This is a genomic window from Catellatospora sp. IY07-71, from assembly GCF_018326265.1.
Classification (GTDB): Bacteria; Actinomycetota; Actinomycetes; order Mycobacteriales; family Micromonosporaceae; genus Catellatospora.
The window spans coordinates 4,740,298-4,757,977 of sequence record NZ_AP023360.1 but is presented as its reverse complement, the minus strand read 5'-3'; the positions used below and the strand labels follow the sequence as shown (position 1 = coordinate 4,757,977).

The following is a 17,680-nucleotide window of genomic DNA, read 5'->3' as shown; positions in this document are numbered from 1 at the left end:
CAGGAGGGCGCTCTCCCCGATCGAGGGAGAGCGCCCTGCCTGAGCGGCTCACTTGCCGGCGCCGGCCCGTCGTTTGGCGAACACGTCGAACGCCACCGCGGCCAGCAGCACCAGGCCCTTGAACAGCATCACCCGCTCGCTCGGGGCGCCGATGAGCGACATCCCGTTGTTGATCACGCCCATGATGAGGCCGCCGGTGATGGCGCCGACCACCCGGCCCACGCCGCCCTGCACCGCCGCCCCGCCGATGAACGCGGCCGCGATCGCGTCCAGCTCGAAGCCGTTGCCCGCGGTGGGACCGGCCTGGTTGAGCCGTCCGGCGAAGACCACGCCCGCGATCGAGGCCAGCACGCCCATGTTGACGAACAGCCAGAACGTCACCGACTTGACCTTGATGCCGGACAGGGTCGCGGCGTTGAGGTTGCCGCCGATGGCGTAGATGTGGCGGCCGAACACGACCCGGTCGGTCAGCAGCGAGTACGCCAGCACCAGCACCGCGAGCAGGACCAGCACCCAGGGCAGGTTCTTGAACCGGGCCAGCTGCACGATCACGGTCATCACCACGACCGCGGCCAGCACCAGCTTGGCGGCGAACAGCGCGGTCGGCTCGACGGCCTGGCCGTAGCGCTGCCGTCCGACCCGGGCGCGCCACTGGGTGACCACGATGCCGGCCACGAAGGCGAGCCCGATCAGCAGCGTGAACAGATCCGCGCCGTCGAGCGGGCCGAGGCCGATGTTGCCCAGGTAGGTCGGCATGAAGCCGTTGGCGATCGTACGGACCTCGTCCGGGAATGGCCCGATGCCCTGGTTGCCCAGCACGGCCAGGGTCAGCGCGCGGAACACGAGCATGCCGGCCAGCGTCACGATGAACGCCGGGATGCCGAAGTACGCGATCCAGTAGCCCTGCCAGGCGCCGATGAGCCCGCCGCAGATCAGCGTGATCAGGATCGCCAGCGGCCAGGGCAGGTCGTACTCGACCATGAGCACGGCCGAGATCGCGCCGGTGACGGCGAGCACCGAACCCGCCGACAGGTCGATGTGCCCGGCGATGATGATCAGGATCATGCCGATGGCGAGGATCAGGATGTAGGAGTTCTGCACCACGAGGTTGGAGATGTTCTGCGGCGCCAGCAGGTCGCCCTCGGTCCACACCGCGAACAGCGCGATGATCAGCGCGAACGCGATGTAGATGCCGTTCTGGCGCAGGTTCGCCGAGAACAGCCGGCCGCCGAACCGGTTCGGCGCCGCGGGCTCCTTCGCCACCGCGACCGCGGGACCGGGGCCGGTCGGCTCGACACTGAGCATGGGGTCACTGCTCCTTAACCGTGGTCATGTACTGCATGAGCCGCTCCGGGGTGGCCTCGGCGCGGGTGACCTGGCCGGTGATCCGGCCGGCGGACATGGCGTAGATGCGATCGCACACGCCGAGCAGCTCGGGCAGCTCGGAGGAGATGACCAGCACGGCTTTGCCCTGGTCGGCCATCTGGTTGATGATCGTGTAGATCTCGTACTTGGCGCCCACGTCGATGCCGCGGGTGGGCTCGTCGAGGATGAGCACGTCGGCATCGGTGAACAGCCACTTGGACAGCACGACCTTCTGCTGGTTGCCGCCGCTCAGCTTGCCGGTGACCGCCGAGACGTTCGGCGCCTTGATGTTCAGGCCGGTGCGGTACGCCTCCGCGACCCGGTACTCCTCGTTGTCGTGGATCCAGCCCCGGGTGGCCAGCTTGCCCAGCCCGGCGGCGGACACGTTGCGCTTGATGTCGTCGATCAGCACCAGGCCGTAGCGTTTGCGGTCCTCGGTGGCGTACGCGATGCCGTGCGCGATCGCGTCGCCGACGCTCCTCAGGTGGATCTCCCGCCCGTGCTTGAAGATGCGGCCGGAGATCCCGGTGCCGTAGCTGCGCCCGAAGACGCTCATCGCCAGCTCGGTGCGCCCGGCCCCCATCAGGCCGGCCAGCCCGACGATCTCACCGCGGCGCAGGCTGAGGTTGGCCCCCCGCACCACCATCCGCCCGTGCTGGGTGGGGCTGTGCACGGTCCAATCCTCGATGCGCAGCACCTCCTCGCCGATGTCCGGCTCGTGCTCGGGGAAGCGGTGTTCGAGGTCGCGGCCGACCATGCCGGCGATGATGCGGTCGGCGGTGACGACGTCGGCCGCCATGTCCAGCGTCTCGATGGTGCGCCCGTCCCGCAGGATCGTGGTGGTGTCGGCGATCGCCTCGATCTCGTTCAGCTTGTGCGAGATGATCACGCAGGTGATGCCCTGGTCCCGCAGGCCGCGCAGCAGGTTCAGCAGGTGCGCGGAGTCCTGGTCGTTGAGGGCTGCGGTCGGCTCGTCGAGGATGAGCAGCCGCACCCGCTTGGACAGCGCCTTGGCGATCTCGACCAGCTGCTGCTTGCCGACGCCGAGGTCCGTGGCCGGCGTGGTGGGATTCTCGTGCAGGCCCACGCGGTGCAGCAGCTCGGCGGCCTCGGCATTGGTGCGGTTCCAGTCCACCAGGCCGCGCGGGGCGCGCTCGTTGCCGAGGAAGATGTTCTCCGCGATCGACAGGTTCGGGCACAGCGCCAGCTCCTGATGGATGATCACGATGCCGAGCCGTTCGCTGTCGCGGATGCCGCCGAAGCTGCACGGCCGGCCGTCGACGACGATCTCGCCGGAGTAGGTGCCGTGCGGGTACACCCCGGACAGCACCTTCATCAGGGTCGACTTGCCGGCGCCGTTCTCCCCGCAGATCGCGTGGATCTCGCCCCGCCGCACCGTGAGGTTGACGTCGTCGAGGGCGGTGACCCCGGGGAACGTCTTGGTGATGCCCCGCATCTGCAGGATCACGTCGGTCAAGGTCGTCCTCCTCGGGACGGGACGGGGCGCCCGGCCGGAATTCGCCGGCCGGGCGCGCGGTCACTACTTGAGCTGGTCCGCGGTGTAGTAACCGGTGGTGATCAGAGCCGCCTCGTAGTTGTCCTTGTAGACGATCACCGGCTCGAGCAGGTACGACGGGACGACCTTGGTGCCGTTGTCGTAGTCCTTGGTGTTGTTGACCTCGGGCTTGCCGCCCTTGAGCACCGCGTCGGCCATCTTCACGGTGACCTTCGCCAACTCCCGGGTGTCCTTGTAGATCGTGGCGTACTGCTCCCCCGCGATGATCGACTTGACCGAGGCGACCTCGGCGTCCTGGCCGGTCACGATCGGGTACGGCTGGCCGGCGGTGCCGTAGCCGGTGCTCTTGAGCGCCGACAGGATGCCGATGGACAGGCCGTCGTACGGCGACAGCACGCCGTGCACCTTGTCGCCCTTGGCGTAGGTCTTGGTGAGCAGGTCCTCCATGCGCTTCTGCGCCGTGGCCGGGTCCCAGCGCAGGATGGCGACGGTCTTGAAGTCCTTCTCGCCGCTCTTGACCACCAGGGTGCCCTTGTCGATGTACGGCTTGAGCGTGTCCATCGCGCCGTTGAAGAAGAACGTCGCGTTGTTGTCGTCCGGCGAGCCGGCGAACAGCTCGACGTTGAACGGCCCCTTGGCCGTGCCGTCGGACCCGTCCGCCTTCTTCAGCCCGAGGCCGACCAGCAGCGAGGTCGCCTGCTGCACGCCGACCTTGTAGTTGTCGAAGGTGGCGTAGTAGTCGACGTTCGGCGAGTTGCGGATCAGGCGGTCGTACGCGATGACCGGGATCTTCTTGTCCGCCGCCTGCTGCAGCTGCGTGGTGATGGCGGTGCCGTCGATCGAGGCGATGATCAGCAGTTTCGCGCCCTTGGTGATCTGGTTCTCGATCTGGTTCACCTGGGTCGGGATGTCGTTCTCGGCGTACTGGAGGTCCACCGCATAACCCAGCGCCTCCAGCTGGGACTTCAGGTTGTCTCCGTCGTGGATCCAGCGCTCGGAGGAGCGGGTCGGCATCGTGACGCCCACGAGGGTCTTGCCGTCACCGCCCGGCTGCTGGTCGCCGGTCTTGGTGCTGGAGCCACAGGCGGCGAGGCCGGTGGCGAGGATCAGGCCCACCGCGGCGGCGGCCAGTTTTGCGATCTTCATATCGCTCCTATTCCGACGGGAGTTGCCCGGGGACGGCCGGTCGGCGTGTGAGCGCTCACAGACAGTGATGTGACCGCTCACATTCCTGGGTCGGTTTCGCTACTGCTGAGCATGCGGCATGACGGCACCCTGACGGTGATCCGGCTCCGTGTTACAAGCATGTTAGCGATAACATTTCGGGTGTCAAGAGCGTTCGCGTACCCGCTCGAAACCCTTTCGCACGACGGCGCCGCCCTCTTCGGGGCGGCAGCTCAGCGCGCCGAGGCGTACGCCGCCAGCAGCCCGTGCCCGGTCGGCAGCCCGTACCAGCGCAGCAGGTCGTCGAGCTGCCCGCCGTCCGCCGCGAACACCTCCGGATGCCCCGCGAGGTGTTCGACCAGCCACGACTGCGCAGGCGTCAGCCGCTCGAACGGCACCCGCCCCGTCCGCTCGTCGTCGCCGAACGCCAGGTAGAACGGCTCGGCCAGGTGCTCGGCCCAGCCACCGGACCGCGGCTGCGCCGTCGCCGCCGCGACCAGCCTGCGCCGGATCTCCGCGCCGGCCGGGTCGCCGATGCGCTCCAGCAGCCGCACGGACCACTCGGCCCGCCGCATACCCCACGGCGCCAGCCACGGCTCGTCGTGCTCGGACCGGTCCTCGGCGCGGGTCCGCAGCACCACCCGCACCTCCTCGGGCGCGGTGGCGCCGCAGGCCAGCGCCCACGAGGCGGCCGCCGCCCAGCGCACCTCGCCGTCCGGGTCGGACAGCAGCTCCAGCCCGGCCGACAGGGCGGGTCCGGGCGTCCGCGTCGCCAGGCCCGCCGCCAGCAGCGCGCTCACCCGCGCGTCGCGGCGCAGCCCGCTGCGGAACGCCGCGTCCACCAGCGGCCCGACCGTGGTGCGGGCCTGCTCGGGGAACCAGGCCAGCAGGTAGGCCGCCGCCTCGGCCACGTCGCCGTCCGGGTCGGCCAGCAGCGGCACGATCCGCGGCACCTCGACCCGGACCGCGTCGTACACCCGCAGCTCGGCGCTGCCCTCGGAAGCGGGGCCGTCGTGGGACCGGCCGCTCCACTCGCTGTAGAGCAGGTGCCAGGACTCGTCGACCGCGTCCGGCGAGGGGCGCAGCCGCCCGATCGGGAAGCCGGTGACCAGGTACGGGTGGTCGGAGCCGATCGCCATCGCGGTGAGCAGGTGCAGGATCACCGCGCGGTCGGCGGTCGCCGGGTCGACGGCGAGATCGGCCAGGAACGGCACCGCGTACGCGTCCGCCTCGAAGCGCAGGCCCTCGTGCAGCAGGCAGCTCCACAGCTCGTCCAGCGCCTCGGCGCGCACCTCGCCGTCCGGCGAGCGCAGCGCGGCGATGAACGCGGGGATCTCCTCGGCCGTGCCGTAGGCGTGCGTCAAACCGCTCCAGCCGACGCTGTCCAGCTTCTCCAGCATCCTTCGATGATGCCTATCACCCCCGACATCAGTCGGGCAGTTTGTGCGACCGACGGCATCGACATCTTTGACGATCATCCGGTCGGTGCGGTGCGGGCCCCGGCGGGCCGGTTTGCGATCATGAGGGTATGAGCGTCACCACCCGCCTCGTCACCATGGACGACGTGCCCGCGATCGCCGAGCTGTACCGCGTGAACCTGGAGTTCCTCACCCCGTTCGAGCCGATCCGGCCGGAGGGCTGGTTCACCGCGGAGGGTCAGGCGGAGGTGGTCCGCGTCGCGCTGCGCCGGCACGCGCTGGGCGAGGTGGTGCCGCACGTGATCGAGCTGGACGGCCGGGTGGTGGGCCGGATCAACCTGAACGACATCGTGCGCGGGCCGTTCCTGAACAGCCACCTCGGCTACTGGGTGAGCCAGGACGTCAACGGCCGGGGCGTGGCGAGCGCGGCCGTGGCGCTGATGAAGCAGGTGGCCTTCGGGGAGGAGGGGCTGCACCGGATCCAGGCCGGGGCCATGCCGCACAACCTCGCCTCGCGGCGGGTGCTGGAGCGCAACGGTTTCGTGCGCATCGGCATGGCCCCGAAGTACCTGCGGATCGCGGGCGTCTGGCGGGACCACGTCCTGTACCAGCTGCTCGCCGACGACGAGAGTTAGGAAGGGCACCTTCTACTACGGAAAACGATAAGAAGGTGCCCTTCCTTCTCAGAAGTCGTCGGGGGTGCGGATGCGGTCGCGGACCCAGGCGCCGGCGGGCTTGAGGCGGGAGGTGCCGGAGAAGGCGCCGGCCGAGCAGGTGCCGGAGGTGAAGACGGCTCCCGAGCGGAAGTCGTCGGAGAAGTTCCAGTTGGTCCAGCTGACCTTCTTGGCGGCCATCAGGTCCAGGTAGCGCTGGGACATGGTGAAGTTGTTCGGGCCGTCACCGGTGTACTCCTGGGTGCCGAACTCGGTCACGAACATGGGCAGGGTGTCGATCGCCTGGGCGAACGTGTTGTAGTACGCGTCGCCGTGCGAGGCGGCGTAGAAGTGGAAGACGTACATGACGTTGCCGGTCGCGACCGGGTTGGCCGCGATGGTGGAGACGCCGCCGCCGCTGCCGGACACGCCGAGCGAGGACCAGTCGGGGGTGCCCACGAGCACGACGGCCTCCGCGTCCTGCGCGCGGATCACCGGGATGAGCTGGTCGGCGTAGCTCTTGATGGTGGCCCAGTTGACACCGCTGGGCTCGTTGGCGATCTCGTAGAGCACGTTGACCTTGTTCGCGTGGCGCTGGGCGATCTCGGTGAAGAAGGTCTTGGCGCGGGCCAGGTTGTAGTTCGGGTCGCCGGGGTCGAGCATGTGCCAGTCGACGATGGCGTACATGCCGCGCGCGGTGGCCAGCTCGATGTAGTTGTGCACCATGTCGGTGTAGCGGCGCGGGTCGGTCTCGTAGCCGCCCTCCTGGATGTACATCGAGATGCGCAGCACGTCGGCCTGCCACTCCGAGGCCAGCACGGACAGCGAGGCGGCGGTCGCGCAGCTCGCGTACCACTGGATGCCGTGCGTGCTCATGCCGCGCAGCTGGATCGCCTTGCCGTTCTTGTTGCACAGCTGGCGGCCGCAGACCCGCAGCTGGCCGTTGGCGGCGACCGGGGTGCCCGGGTTGGGGCTGGCCGACGGGGACGGCGACGGCGGGCGTGAGGGCGAGGCCGACGGCGACGGGGGCCGGGACGGCGAGGCCGAGGGCGACGGCGGGCGCGGCGAGGACGCGGACGGGCTGGGCTGGGTGCCGCCCGCGCACGGCTGGCCGTTGAGCAGGCAGCCGGTGGGGCTGCCCGAGCCGACGCCGATGAAGCCGAAGGTGACCGACGCGCCCGGGGCGACGTTGCCGTTCCAGCCGACGTTGCCGAAGACGACCTGCTGGCCGCTGCCGGAGCGGGTGGCGTCCCAGTGCGAGCTGATGGTGGTGCCGGCGGGCAGCGTGAACGAGACCTGCCAGGTGCTCAGGGTGGTCGTGCCGCCGTTGACGATGGTGTAGCGGCCCTCGAACCCGGAGCCCCATTCGGACACCTTGGTGAAGGTGGCGGTCGGCGTCCCGGCCGCACCGGCGGTGCTGACCGCGACGGCGAGCGACAGTGCGGCCAGGGCGGTCACCGCGCCGGCGGCGAGGACGGATCTGAGTTTGCGAGACATACGCGCCTCCACGGGGGCTTCGGAGGGGTCCGAACCGGACTGATAGGAAAACTAACTTACGATTGCCCACCATAGGTAGGCGTCACTGCCCCGTCAAGGCGGCATGACTTAAAGATCACTTAAATGCCGGTGCCACCAGCAGCCACGCCGTCGGCTACTTCGGACAGCGGGAGCGGTCAGACCTGCCGGGCGAAGCGGTGGCAGGGCACCGGGACGGGGCCGCCGGAGGTGTGCGCGGGATAGTCGAAGGCGCCCTCGTCGGTCCAGCCCTCGCGGGCGTAGAAGCGGCGGGCGCGGGCGTTGCCCGCGGCCACCGCGAGCCAGGCGCGGGCGTGCCCGTTCGCCCCGACCTGCCGGGCCGCCTCGGCCAGCAGCGCCCCGGCGACGCCGCTGCCGCGGTGCGCCGCGCCGACGTACACCTGCTCGACCTCGTCGCCGTGCACCACGATGAACCCGGCGACCGCGCCGTCCACCTCGGCGACCGTGGTCTCGGCGACCCGCTGCGCGGCGCGTACGCCGAAGGACTCCGCGGTGCGGATCGCCACCAGTTCCTCGGGCACGTGGCCGAGGTGCCCGTCGCGCCAGCCGTCCCGCCAGATCGCCGCCACCGCCGCCGCGTCGTCCGCCCGCGCGGGCCGCAGTGCGAAGGCGCCGTCCTCCTCGGTCATCAGCCCAGCCTAACCGGGCGGCGGCCGTGCGCGGCTGTGACACATTTCCGGGTATGGATGCACTGCAGCTGGCCGGCGCGCTGGCGCTGGTCGCCCTGAGCGTGGTCGGCCTGGTCATCGGCGCACGCGACGAGCGCAGCAGCTGGCGGGACAGGCACGCCGGGCCGCCCGGCGCGGATGACCGGAAACCGATCCTGATAGGACTATGGTTCGGTTCCGGGCCGCACCCGGCGCGGCGTCCACGGGTCGGCGGAGGGAGCGAGGTGCCTTCGGCCGAGTCCGGCGGTCTGCGCCAGGGCCTACCGTGAGGACGCGGACCACGGCACAGCAGAGGTGACGGCATGTACGCGGTGATCGACGTCGAGACGACCGGCCTGCGCACGACCTGGCACGACCGGATCTGCGAGATCGCGATCGTGCACGTCGACGCGGCCGGGCGCGTCACCGGCGACTGGTGCAGCCTGGTCAACCCCGAGCGCGACCTCGGACCGCAGCACGTGCACGGCATCACCGCAGCCGAGGCCCGGCGCGCGCCCGTCTTCGCCGACCTGGCCGGCCGGATCAGCCTGCTGCTGCGCGACCGGGTCGTGGTGGCGCACAACCTCGCCTTCGACGCGGCCTTCCTGGTCGCCGAGTACGCCCGGCTGGGCCTTTCGGCCCCGGTCGGCCGGGAGTACGGGCTGTGCACCATGAACCTCGCCGCGCAGCTGCTGCCCAACGCGGGACGCAGCCTGCGGGACTGCTGCCTGGCCGCGGGCATCCCGCAGCACCGGGCGCACAGCGCGCTGGACGACGCCCGCGCCGCCGCGGGGCTGCTGTCGCGATACCTGCACCGGGTCGGCGCTCCCCCGCCGTGGCAGCAGCTGGTGCTCGACGCCTCCACGCTGACCTGGCCGGACCTGCCCGAGGCCGACGTCCTGCCGATGCAGCGGCGCCACCGGCACGAGGCCGAGGAGCACTTCCTGGCCCGGCTCATCGACCGGCTGCCACGGGTGGCCTCGCCGCCGCAGGCCGACACGTACCTGTCCCTGCTCGACCACGCGCTGCTCGACCGGCACGTCTCCACCATGGAGGCGGACGCGCTGGTCGAGGCCGCGACCGAGCTGGGCCTGAGCCGCGCCGAGGTGCTCGACCTGCACCGGGCGTACCTGCACGCGCTCGCCGCCGAGGCGCGCGACGACGGGACCGTCACCGACATCGAACGGGCAGACCTGAACACGGTCGCCGCGCTGCTCGGCCTCACCCGCCCCGACGTCGCCACGGTCCTGGACCCCGTGCCGGACCCGGCACGCGGGCGCAGCACCCGGCCGCTGCCCGCGCCCGCGTTCCGGCTGCTGCCGGGCGACACGGTCGTGTTCACCGGGCAGACGGCCGAGCCGCGCGAGCTGTGGGAGGAGCGCGCCCGCGCGGCCGGACTGACCGTCGGGCGCGGCGTCACCCGCACCACCCGGCTGCTCGTCGCGGCGGACCCGGACACCATGTCGGGCAAGGCGCGGCAGGCCCGGCGGCACCGCGTCCCGATCATCCATCCGGGTGCGTTCCTCGGGCTGCTGGCGAAGCTGCCGCCCGCGCCGTGACCGGCCCCGGCCTGTGGTGATCACCACGGGGCCGCCGCCGTAATTGTGTTGAGGCCCACCCGCGCCGCCTTGCATGCTGGTGACCAGTTCAAACCACGTGCAAGGGGCCCCCGATGCGTCTGTTCCGTGACCTGTGGGCCACGTCGCCACGCCGTACCGCGATAGTGCTGTTACTCATCGCGGCCGGTGCGGCCGCGGCAGCGGTGTCCGCTCCCCTGGCCGGCGCCGTGCTGGTGGACCGGTCCGGTCCGGCCTTCGCCGCGCTGGCCGTGGCGCTGGCCGTGGTCGTGCTCGGCGATCTCATGCTGGGCCTGCTCATGTCGCGCATCACCGCGGACTGGGCCGCCGACGTGCGGCGGCGGCTGTGCAAGGTCGCGTTCGGGCAGTCGCTGCCCGCGCTGGAGGGCACCCCCGTCGGCGAGCTGCTCGACCGCATCGACAGCGACGTCTACCAGGTGGGCTCACAGCTGCGCGGCAACGGCGTACGCATCGTGCAGTCGGCCGCGGTGGCGGTGCTGTCGCTGGTCACCGCGTTCGTGGTGTGGTGGCCGGCCGGACTGGTCATGCTGCTGCTGACCGGTGCGCTGGCGGCCGGGCTGCGCAGGTCGACCGCGGCCATCGGCCCCGCCCGCATGGACGAGGAGGAGGCCTGGTCGGACCTGGCCGCGGTCACCGAGGAGGCCGTGCACGGCCAGGACGACGTACGCACCAGCCTGGGCCGCCCGTACGTGCTGCGCCTGGTCGCCGCGCGCACCGGCGAGGTGCTGCGGCGCGGCCGCCGCGTCTGGCGGATGTCGTCGCGGGTGACCACGATCGCGTCCGGGGTGACCCGGGCCGGCATCGCGCTGATGGTGCTCGGCGGCGTGTGGGCGCTGGCCGCCGGTCAGCTCGGCGCGGCCCAGCTGACCGCCGTGTGGCTGCTGTCCATCGCCTTCGGCGGCACCGTCGAGCAGGTCAGCCGCATGCTGCCGGAGGTGCAGTACGCGCTGGGCGCGTGGGCTCGGGTGCAGCTGCTGCGCGACGTGCCGCAGGAGCCCGCGGGCGGTGACGCCCCGCGTGCCGGGCAGCTGGAGGTGCGCGGGCTCACCTTCAGCTACGCGGCCGACCGGCGCCGCCCCGTGCTGCACGAGCTGGACCTGACCTTCGCGCCGGGACGGTCGTACGCGATCGTCGGACGCACCGGGTCGGGCAAGTCGACGCTGGCCAAGGTGCTGACCCGATCCGTGGACGTGCCGCGCGGCGCGGTGTTCCTGGGCGGTGTGGACCTGCTGGACCTGGACGTGGAGCAGCTGCGCCGGTGGACGGCGATCGTGCCGCAGCGCACCGAGATCCTGGCGGGCACGCTGGCCGAGAACATCGCGCTGTTCGACCCGGAGCTGCTGGACGCGGCCGGGCCCGCGCTCGCGGAGCTGGGGCTGTCCTCCTGGGTGCAGAGCCTGCCCGACGGCTTGGCGACGCGGCTCGGCGAGGGCGGGCAGAAGCTGTCCGCGGGCCAGGAGCAGCTGGTGGCGTTCGCCCGCATCCTGGTCCGCGACCCGCAGGTGGTGATCCTCGACGAGGCCACCGCCCGGATGGACCCGGTGACCGAGGGGCGGGTGCAACAGGCCGCTGAGCGGCTGCTGCGCGGCCGGATCGGCATCGTCATCGCGCACCGGCTGTCGTCGGTGCGCTCGTGCGACGAGGTCGTGGTGCTGGCCGACGGCCGGGTCGTGGAGGCCGGTCCGCTGGCCGAGTCACAGCGCTTCGCCGAGCTGCTGGCCAGCAGCCGGGCCGACACCGCTGACGGCGAGCTGGTGCTGGCCGGGGCGTACGGGCTGGAGGCCGCCGCCGAGGCGGCGCCCGGCACGGGACGCCGCGGTGGTGCCGAACCGGGGCGCGGCGCTGACGGCGACGGCGCCGAGCTGGTGGCGGCGCCCAAGTCGGACCCGCCGCCGCTGCCGGACACGCCGAAGGTGCGCACGCTGCGCGAGATCTACCGGCTGACCGTCAACGACGCCAGGTTCGGCCTGTTCGGCGTCGCGATGTTCGCGATCATGCTGCTGTTCGGCCTGGACGGCACGGTGCTGCCGTGGCTGTGGTCGGATCTGGTCGACGGTGTCGGCAGCCCGTGGTGGCCCGCGCTGGGCATCGCCGCCGGACTGATGATCACCACCCCGGCCGGCTACTTCGCCGGCGTGCGCTACCCGGAGTGGTGGGTGCGCCAGATGCTGCGCATCAACGTACGCCTGGTGCACGGGCAGACCGGGCCGCGCCGGATCAGCAAGCACACCCCGGCCGAGGTGGTGGCGCAGGGCGGCGACACCGAACGGGTGGTGCTGCTCGCCGACAACCTGGTCGACCAGTCGCTGTCGGTGTTCGTCATCGTGACGATGACGCTGGTGTCCGGCTCGATCGTGCCCGCGCTGTTCTTCGCGGGCACGATGCTGCTGTCGGGCCTGACCGCGCTGATCTTCGCGCCGGTGCTGAAACGCTCGGCCGCGCACACCGTCGCGGCGCGGGCCGCGTTCGCCACGTTCCTGGTGTCGTCGCTGTCGTCGGCGCGCACGGTCAAGCTGGCCGGGGCGACCCGGCCGGTGCTGGCCGAGCTGGCCAGGCTGGACATCGCGCGCAGCGAGCGGCAGCGGCGCGAGATCTCGACGCAGGTCTGGGCGCGCTCGACCCCGGCGCTGCTGTCCGGCCTGCTGCCGATCGGCGTGTGGGCGCTGTTCATGGCCGGTGACCTGGGCGCGGGCGCGACGCTGGTCGCGATCTCGACGCTGGGCTCGGCGCGCTGGTTCGCCTGGACCACCGCCTCGCTGGTGTCGCAGCTGCCGTCGGCGCGGGTGTGGACCAAGCGCACCGTGGCGATGGCGGGGGTGGCGGGCTACTCCACCTCGGTGCCGGGCGTGGACATGTCGGCGGGTACGGCGCCGGGTCCGGTGGCGGCGCCCCGGCACCCGCTGCGCCGGCTGGACCTGGTCGGGTTCACCGCGGTGCACGAGGACGGCACGGTGGGCGTGCGCGGCGTCGACCTCACCGTCGAGCGCGGCGACCTGGTGCTGGTGCTCGGCCCGGTCGGCGCCGGCAAGTCGTCGCTGCTGCGGGCGCTGGCCGGCATCGTGCACCACGACGGCGACCTGCGGTGGAACGGCGACCGGATCACCGATCCGGAGCTGTTCCTGCGCCCCAACCAGGTCGGTTACGTCGCCCAGCTGCCCCGGGTGCTGTCCGGCACGGTCAGCGACAACATCCGGCTGGGCCACGACGTGGACGCCGCCGCCGCGGTCGCGACCGCGCAGCTGGAGCACGACCTGGCGGCCGCCGGCAGCGGCATGGAGCTGGTGATCGGGCACAAGGGCACCCGGCTGTCCGGGGGCCAGCTGCAGCGGCTGGCGCTGGCCCGCGCGCTGGCGCCCGGCACCGAGCTGCTGATCGCCGACGACGTGTCGTCCGCCCTGGACGTCACCACGGAGCTGCAGCTGTGGCAGGCGCTGCGCGCGCACGGGGTGACCGTGGTCGGCTCGACCTCGAAGCGGGCGGCGCTGGTCCAGGCCGACCGGGTGGTCGTGCTGATCAACGGCGAGGTCACCGCGCAGGGCTCCTGGGAGGAGCTGGAGGGCCGCTGGGGTCACCTGGCGGGCTGAGCGCGAACGGACAGGAGCCCACGCCGACGCGGCGTGGGCTCCTGTTCTATGCCAATTTTAAGCCAGATCTCAGTTAACCGTATTTACAGTTAGGACTGTTTATTTTATGTTTCCGTGAACGGGTGTCGATGTCTCCTCTCACGACACCGGCACTCGTCCGGTCGGTCCATCCCGCGTGCAAGCGAGGAGGAGCCATGAGAAAACGGATCGTCCTACCCGTCCTGTCCATCTTCACCGTCCTGGCGTCCGGTCTGGTCGCCACCCCCGCGAGCGCCCACGGCTACATCTCCAACCCGCCGAGCCGGCAGGCGATGTGTGCCCAGGGCCGGGTCACCGGCTGCGGTGACATCGTGTGGGAGCCGCAGAGCGTGGAGGCCCCCAAGGGCTCCATGCAGTGCAACGGCGGCGGCAGCCGGTTCGCGGTGCTCAACGACAACACCAAGAACTGGCCGGCCACCTCCGTCGGCAACAACGTCTCGTTCAACTGGGTGCTCACCGCCCGCCACCGCACCAGCACCTGGGAGTACTTCGTCGGGAGCACCCGCATCGCGGTGTTCAACGACAACGGCGCCCAGCCCGGCGCGACGGTCTCGCACAGCGTGAGCCTGGGCGGCCGCACCGGCCGGTTCACCGTGCTGGCCCGGTGGAACATCTACGACACCGCGATGGCGTTCTACTCCTGCGTGGACCTGCAGGTCGGCACTGGTGGCGGGGGCAGCACCCCGACGCCTCCGCCGCCCTCCCCCACGCCTCCGCCGCCATCGCCCACCCCGCCGACCAACCCCGGCGGGACCTGGGCGGCCGGCACCTACTACGCCGTGGGCGCGACCGTGACCTACGGCGGGGCGACCTACCGCTGCCTGCAGGCGCACACCGCGCTCACCGGCTGGGAGCCGTCCACCACCCCCGCGCTCTGGCAGCGCATCTAGCACCACCCGCCCGGCTCGCGGCCGCCCGGACCGCGAGCCGGGTCCTCCACCCCACCGTCGAGGAGAGACGTTGAAGCGTTTCCTGGCCCTGGCCGCCGTCGCCGCGCTGTTCGCCGGATGCGACGCGCCGCCCGGGGTGGCCCCGGCGGTCCCGGCCGCCTCCGCCCCGACCGGGTCGGCGCCACCGGCCGTGAACGAGTCCGGCGGCCACAACGCCACCGACGTGATGTTCCTGCAGATGATGGCCGCGCAGTACGCCCCGGCCGCCGAGCTGCTCAAGATCGGCGCCGAGCGCAGCCGCAACCAGCAGGTGCGCGACCTCGCCGCGGCGATGGACGTCACCCAGGCCGACGAGCTGAAGACGGTGCAGGCCTGGCTCACGGGCTGGCAGCAGCCGCTCGTCCCGGACAGCAATCCGGACGTGCACGCCGCGCACGGCGGGCTGCCCGCGACCGGGGCCGAGGAGGTCGAGGCGCTGCGCGCGGCGAAGGACGCCGACTTCGATCAGGTCCTGCTCAACCTGCTCATCGGCCACCAGCACCAGGCCGTCGAGTACGCCCGGCTGGAGCTGTCCGGCGGCGCCAACCCGCAGGTGCTGGAGTTCGCCACGCGCGTCGACTCGTCCCGCACCGCCCAGGTCAAGATGATGCTGGAACTCGTGTCCGGCTAGCGGCCTTCACAGCCGCGCCCGGCGGGCCGCCTCGGCGGACCACTCCAGCAGCATCAGGGTGGCGTCGTCGCGCGGCGGCCCGTCCTGGAACGCCGCCACCCGGTGGGACAGCCCGCGCAGCGTCTCGGGCGCGGGCGTGCCCGCCAGCGCGGCCCGCTCGGTGAAGTCCACCAGCCGCTCCACGCCGAACACGTCGCCCGCGTTGTTGCGGGCCTCGACCACCCCGTCGGTGTAGAGCAGCAGCCGGTCGCCGGGCTCCAGCACCTCCTCGCCCAGCACCGGCTCGCCGTCGGCCAGCCCGAGCGGCAGCCGGCGGCCGCCGGTCAGCTCACGGACCGCCTGGTGGCGGCGCAGCAGCAGCGGAAACGGATGCCCGGCGTTCACGTAGCGCATCCGGCCGCTCTCCAGGTCGAGCTCGCACAGCACGGCGGTGACGAACGACTTGTCGCCGAACTGGCGGGTCAGCGTGCGCTCGGCCTCGCGCGCGGACGCGTACAGGCCGAAGCCCGCGCGCCGGGCCGCGCGCAGCGCCGCCAGGGTCGCCACCGTCATCAGCGAGGCGGGCAGGCCGCGGCCCATGCCGTCCAGCACGGCGAACCAGGCGTTCGCGTCGTCGAGGGCATAGTCGAACGCGTCGCCGCCGACGTCGTAGTGCGGCTGCAGGATCGAGCTGATCACCAGCCGGTCCGTGGTGAACGTCTGCGGGGGCAGCGTCGCCAGCAGCAGTTCCCCCGCCACCGACATGCGCCGGGTCCGGCGGACCCGGTTCAGCGAGTCGCCGTACGGCAGCTTCACCGCGATAAGGTGGCCGACCAGGTTGACATAGCTCTCGCACCACTCCTGCACCGCGGCGATGTCACAGTCCTCCCGGCGGAACACCAGGTCGGCCACGCCGAGCCGCTCCGTTCCGTCGATCAGCGGCACCCACAGCCGGTCGGTGCCGCCGGATGTGGTCGCGCGGTGCGTGTTCACCGTGGTGAAGGCGCGGCCGGCCATGGTGCCGTCGACGCCGAGCGGCGCGGGCGCCGGTTTGCCCGGCTCCGGCAGCGGGTGCAGGTGCGACTGCTCCTCGTCGACCAGGTAGCAGGTGATCTCGAGGCCGAGCGGGCGCAGCGCGGCACTCACACTGGCCGCCACCTCGTCGCCCTGTGCGCGCTGGATCAGGTGCAGCAGGTCGAGCAGCGCGGCGTGCCACGGGTCGTACTGCATCTGCCCCATGATCGCCATTCCCGTCGCCTCCGCCGCGATCGGCGAAGCCCTTGTCATCATGTACCCCTAAAACGTCTTTCCCGGCTCTTATCCATATAAAACGTCTCTTCCGCTGTCCGTCTAGAGGCAGGGGCTGCGGACGAACCCGCGGGCAGTCTTCGCGGTGCGCCCGTCCGCGGCCACGGCCTCCACCCACCACTCGGCCGGATCCTTCAGCAGCACCTTCGTCACCTCACCGGAGCGGGGGCCGGTCGCCTCGATCGGCAGGCTGTGCCGTGGCCAGGACCCCTCGATCCAGTGCAGCCGGGCGCTGCCGAACGGCACGGAGGTCGTGATCTCGACGTGCAGCTTGTAGGTGTTGCTCGCCGTCGTACACGTCGCCGACTTGGCGGAGACGATCACAGTGAAGGCTGCCACCGGCGACGGGGCCGCCGTGGACGACGCACGGACCTTGACGCCCGGCCCGCCGGTGAGCCGACCGCAGGCTGCGGCGACGGGAGGGCCGAGGGCGAGACCTGCGACACGATGCTGAGCGCGGAGGGGCTGCCGGAGGAGACCGGCTCGTCCCTGCCCCGGGCCAGCGCCAGCGCGCCGCCGAGCAGCGCGACGGCCAGCACCGGCACCACGACCTTGGCGAGGCGCCGACGGGACCGGGCCGCCGGACGGGGCGGCGGCGCGGACAGGAACCGCGCGGGGTCCATCGCCGACACCGCGACGAACGGCAGCGACGCGTAGCCCGCCAGCAGCGAAGCCGGGCTGGCCAGCACACCGCGGCGGTTCGCGCAGCGCTCGCATGCCTCGCTGTGGCGGCTGATCCGCTTGCGGGTCAGCGGGTCGAGCCGCCCGTCCCAGCCGTCGAGCAGCCCGGCCAGCTGGGGGCAGTCCGCCGCGCCGTAGCGGGCCAGCAGCAGCACGCCGATCGCCCGTTCCAGCTGGCCGCGGGCCCGGGACAGGCGTGCGTGCACGTGGTTGACCGGCAGGTCGAGCACGACGCTCAGGGTGGCCGGGGACAGGCTGTGCCGGATCGCCAGCTCGACGATCTCCCGGTCGGCCTCGCCCAGGCCGGCGGCCGCGGCGTGCACCAGCTCGCGCACCTCGGCGGCGCGCACCGCCGCGGCCGGGTCGTCGAGGGTGCCGGCGGGGGCGTCCTCGAAGTCGAACGCGACCTGCCTGCCGCGCACCCGCTGCTGGGCGCGGCAGTTGTTGCGGGCGACGGCGTAGAGCCACGCCTCGAACCGGGCGGGGTCGCGCAGCTGGTGCTGCTTGGCCGCGACGGTGAGGAACGCGTCCTGCACCGCGTCGGCCGCCGCGTCGCGGTCGCGCAGCAGCGCGGTGCAGTACGCCAGCAGGCGGGGCGCGTAGGCGCGGTAGGCCTCGTCCAGATCCTGCAC

Annotated in this window: 15 protein-coding genes; 6 read left to right on the top strand and 9 right to left on the bottom strand. The window is 72.0% G+C overall.

Translation table 11 applies throughout. The features are described from left to right. Window positions 1-48: 48 nt before the first annotated feature. From mmsB to CS0771_RS21220, 4 genes are all read right to left on the bottom strand, one after another. Window positions 49-1,305, bottom strand: a complete 1,257-nt coding sequence (mmsB, locus tag CS0771_RS21235) for a multiple monosaccharide ABC transporter permease (protein WP_212842616.1) — start codon at window positions 1,303-1,305, stop codon at window positions 49-51. Window positions 1,306-1,309: 4 nt separating this feature from the next. Continuing rightward, window positions 1,310-2,842, bottom strand: coding sequence for a multiple monosaccharide ABC transporter ATP-binding protein (mmsA, locus tag CS0771_RS21230; RefSeq protein WP_212842615.1), 1,533 nt, complete (start codon window positions 2,840-2,842; stop codon window positions 1,310-1,312). A 63-nt stretch (window positions 2,843-2,905) separates the two neighbouring features. Further along, complete coding sequence (chvE, locus tag CS0771_RS21225; protein WP_212842614.1) at window positions 2,906-4,027, bottom strand: multiple monosaccharide ABC transporter substrate-binding protein; 1,122 nt, start codon at window positions 4,025-4,027, stop codon at window positions 2,906-2,908. Window positions 4,028-4,278: 251 nt separating this feature from the next. Then, complete coding sequence (locus CS0771_RS21220; RefSeq protein WP_212842613.1) at window positions 4,279-5,445, bottom strand: hypothetical protein; 1,167 nt, start codon at window positions 5,443-5,445, stop codon at window positions 4,279-4,281. Between the two features lie 128 nt (window positions 5,446-5,573). Here CS0771_RS21220 and CS0771_RS21215 point away from each other — a divergent pair, with 128 nt between their 5' ends. Beyond that, the gene (locus CS0771_RS21215) at window positions 5,574-6,098 is read left to right on the top strand and encodes a GNAT family N-acetyltransferase (protein ID WP_212842612.1); all 525 of its coding nucleotides are present in this window, start codon (window positions 5,574-5,576) and stop codon (window positions 6,096-6,098) included. A 48-nt stretch (window positions 6,099-6,146) separates the two neighbouring features. Here CS0771_RS21215 and CS0771_RS21210 read toward each other — a convergent pair whose 3' ends face one another. Both CS0771_RS21210 and CS0771_RS21205 read right to left on the bottom strand, forming a co-directional pair. Continuing rightward, entirely contained in the window at window positions 6,147-7,613 is a 1,467-nt protein-coding gene (locus CS0771_RS21210) for a cellulase family glycosylhydrolase (protein WP_212842611.1), read from the bottom strand. 176 nt (window positions 7,614-7,789) lie between these two features. Next, window positions 7,790-8,281 (bottom strand): N-acetyltransferase, encoded by a 492-nt coding sequence (locus tag CS0771_RS21205; protein ID WP_212842610.1) that lies wholly within the window; start codon window positions 8,279-8,281, stop codon window positions 7,790-7,792. Between the two features lie 53 nt (window positions 8,282-8,334). Between CS0771_RS21205 and CS0771_RS21200 the strand changes: the two genes are divergently transcribed. From CS0771_RS21200 to CS0771_RS21180, 5 genes are all read left to right on the top strand, one after another. Further along, window positions 8,335-8,589 (top strand): hypothetical protein, encoded by a 255-nt coding sequence (locus CS0771_RS21200; protein WP_212842609.1) that lies wholly within the window; start codon window positions 8,335-8,337, stop codon window positions 8,587-8,589. 33 nt (window positions 8,590-8,622) lie between these two features. Next, the gene (locus CS0771_RS21195) at window positions 8,623-9,858 is read left to right on the top strand and encodes an exonuclease domain-containing protein (protein WP_212842608.1); all 1,236 of its coding nucleotides are present in this window, start codon (window positions 8,623-8,625) and stop codon (window positions 9,856-9,858) included. A 113-nt stretch (window positions 9,859-9,971) separates the two neighbouring features. Then, window positions 9,972-13,481, top strand: a complete 3,510-nt coding sequence (locus CS0771_RS21190; RefSeq protein ID WP_212842607.1) for an ABC transporter ATP-binding protein — start codon at window positions 9,972-9,974, stop codon at window positions 13,479-13,481. A 194-nt stretch (window positions 13,482-13,675) separates the two neighbouring features. Continuing rightward, a complete protein-coding gene (locus CS0771_RS21185; RefSeq protein WP_212842606.1) occupies window positions 13,676-14,410 on the top strand; it encodes a lytic polysaccharide monooxygenase in 735 nt (244 codons plus the stop codon). A 70-nt stretch (window positions 14,411-14,480) separates the two neighbouring features. Further along, a complete protein-coding gene (locus tag CS0771_RS21180) occupies window positions 14,481-15,080 on the top strand; it encodes a DUF305 domain-containing protein (protein WP_212842605.1) in 600 nt (199 codons plus the stop codon). A 6-nt stretch (window positions 15,081-15,086) separates the two neighbouring features. On the opposite strand, the gene CS0771_RS21175 is transcribed toward CS0771_RS21180, so the two are convergent. From CS0771_RS21175 to CS0771_RS21165, 3 genes are all read right to left on the bottom strand, one after another. After that, window positions 15,087-16,289: a PP2C family protein-serine/threonine phosphatase gene (locus tag CS0771_RS21175; protein WP_212842604.1), complete on the bottom strand. Its 1,203-nt coding sequence runs from the start codon at window positions 16,287-16,289 to the stop codon at window positions 15,087-15,089. 120 nt (window positions 16,290-16,409) lie between these two features. Beyond that, window positions 16,410-16,691: a hypothetical protein gene (locus tag CS0771_RS21170; RefSeq protein WP_212842603.1), complete on the bottom strand. Its 282-nt coding sequence runs from the start codon at window positions 16,689-16,691 to the stop codon at window positions 16,410-16,412. After that, a complete protein-coding gene (locus CS0771_RS21165) occupies window positions 16,688-17,680 on the bottom strand; it encodes an RNA polymerase sigma factor (RefSeq protein WP_212842602.1) in 993 nt (330 codons plus the stop codon). The genes CS0771_RS21170 and CS0771_RS21165 overlap by 4 nt, the downstream gene beginning before the upstream one ends.

Coding starts and splice junctions, on each gene's coding strand:
- chvE (WP_212842614.1), bottom strand. CDS start 4,027: ATGAAGATCGCAAAACTGGCCGCCGCCGCGGTGGGCCTGATCCTCGCC.
- mmsB (WP_212842616.1), bottom strand. CDS start 1,305: ATGCTCAGTGTCGAGCCGACCGGCCCCGGTCCCGCGGTCGCGGTGGCG.
- CS0771_RS21185 (WP_212842606.1), top strand. CDS start 13,676: ATGAGAAAACGGATCGTCCTACCCGTCCTGTCCATCTTCACCGTCCTG.
- CS0771_RS21210 (WP_212842611.1), bottom strand. CDS start 7,613: ATGTCTCGCAAACTCAGATCCGTCCTCGCCGCCGGCGCGGTGACCGCC.
- CS0771_RS21220 (WP_212842613.1), bottom strand. CDS start 5,445: ATGCTGGAGAAGCTGGACAGCGTCGGCTGGAGCGGTTTGACGCACGCC.
- CS0771_RS21215 (WP_212842612.1), top strand. CDS start 5,574: ATGAGCGTCACCACCCGCCTCGTCACCATGGACGACGTGCCCGCGATC.
- CS0771_RS21175 (WP_212842604.1), bottom strand. CDS start 16,289: ATGCAGTACGACCCGTGGCACGCCGCGCTGCTCGACCTGCTGCACCTG.
- CS0771_RS21200 (WP_212842609.1), top strand. CDS start 8,335: ATGGATGCACTGCAGCTGGCCGGCGCGCTGGCGCTGGTCGCCCTGAGC.
- CS0771_RS21190 (WP_212842607.1), top strand. CDS start 9,972: ATGCGTCTGTTCCGTGACCTGTGGGCCACGTCGCCACGCCGTACCGCG.
- CS0771_RS21205 (WP_212842610.1), bottom strand. CDS start 8,281: ATGACCGAGGAGGACGGCGCCTTCGCACTGCGGCCCGCGCGGGCGGAC.
- CS0771_RS21195 (WP_212842608.1), top strand. CDS start 8,623: ATGTACGCGGTGATCGACGTCGAGACGACCGGCCTGCGCACGACCTGG.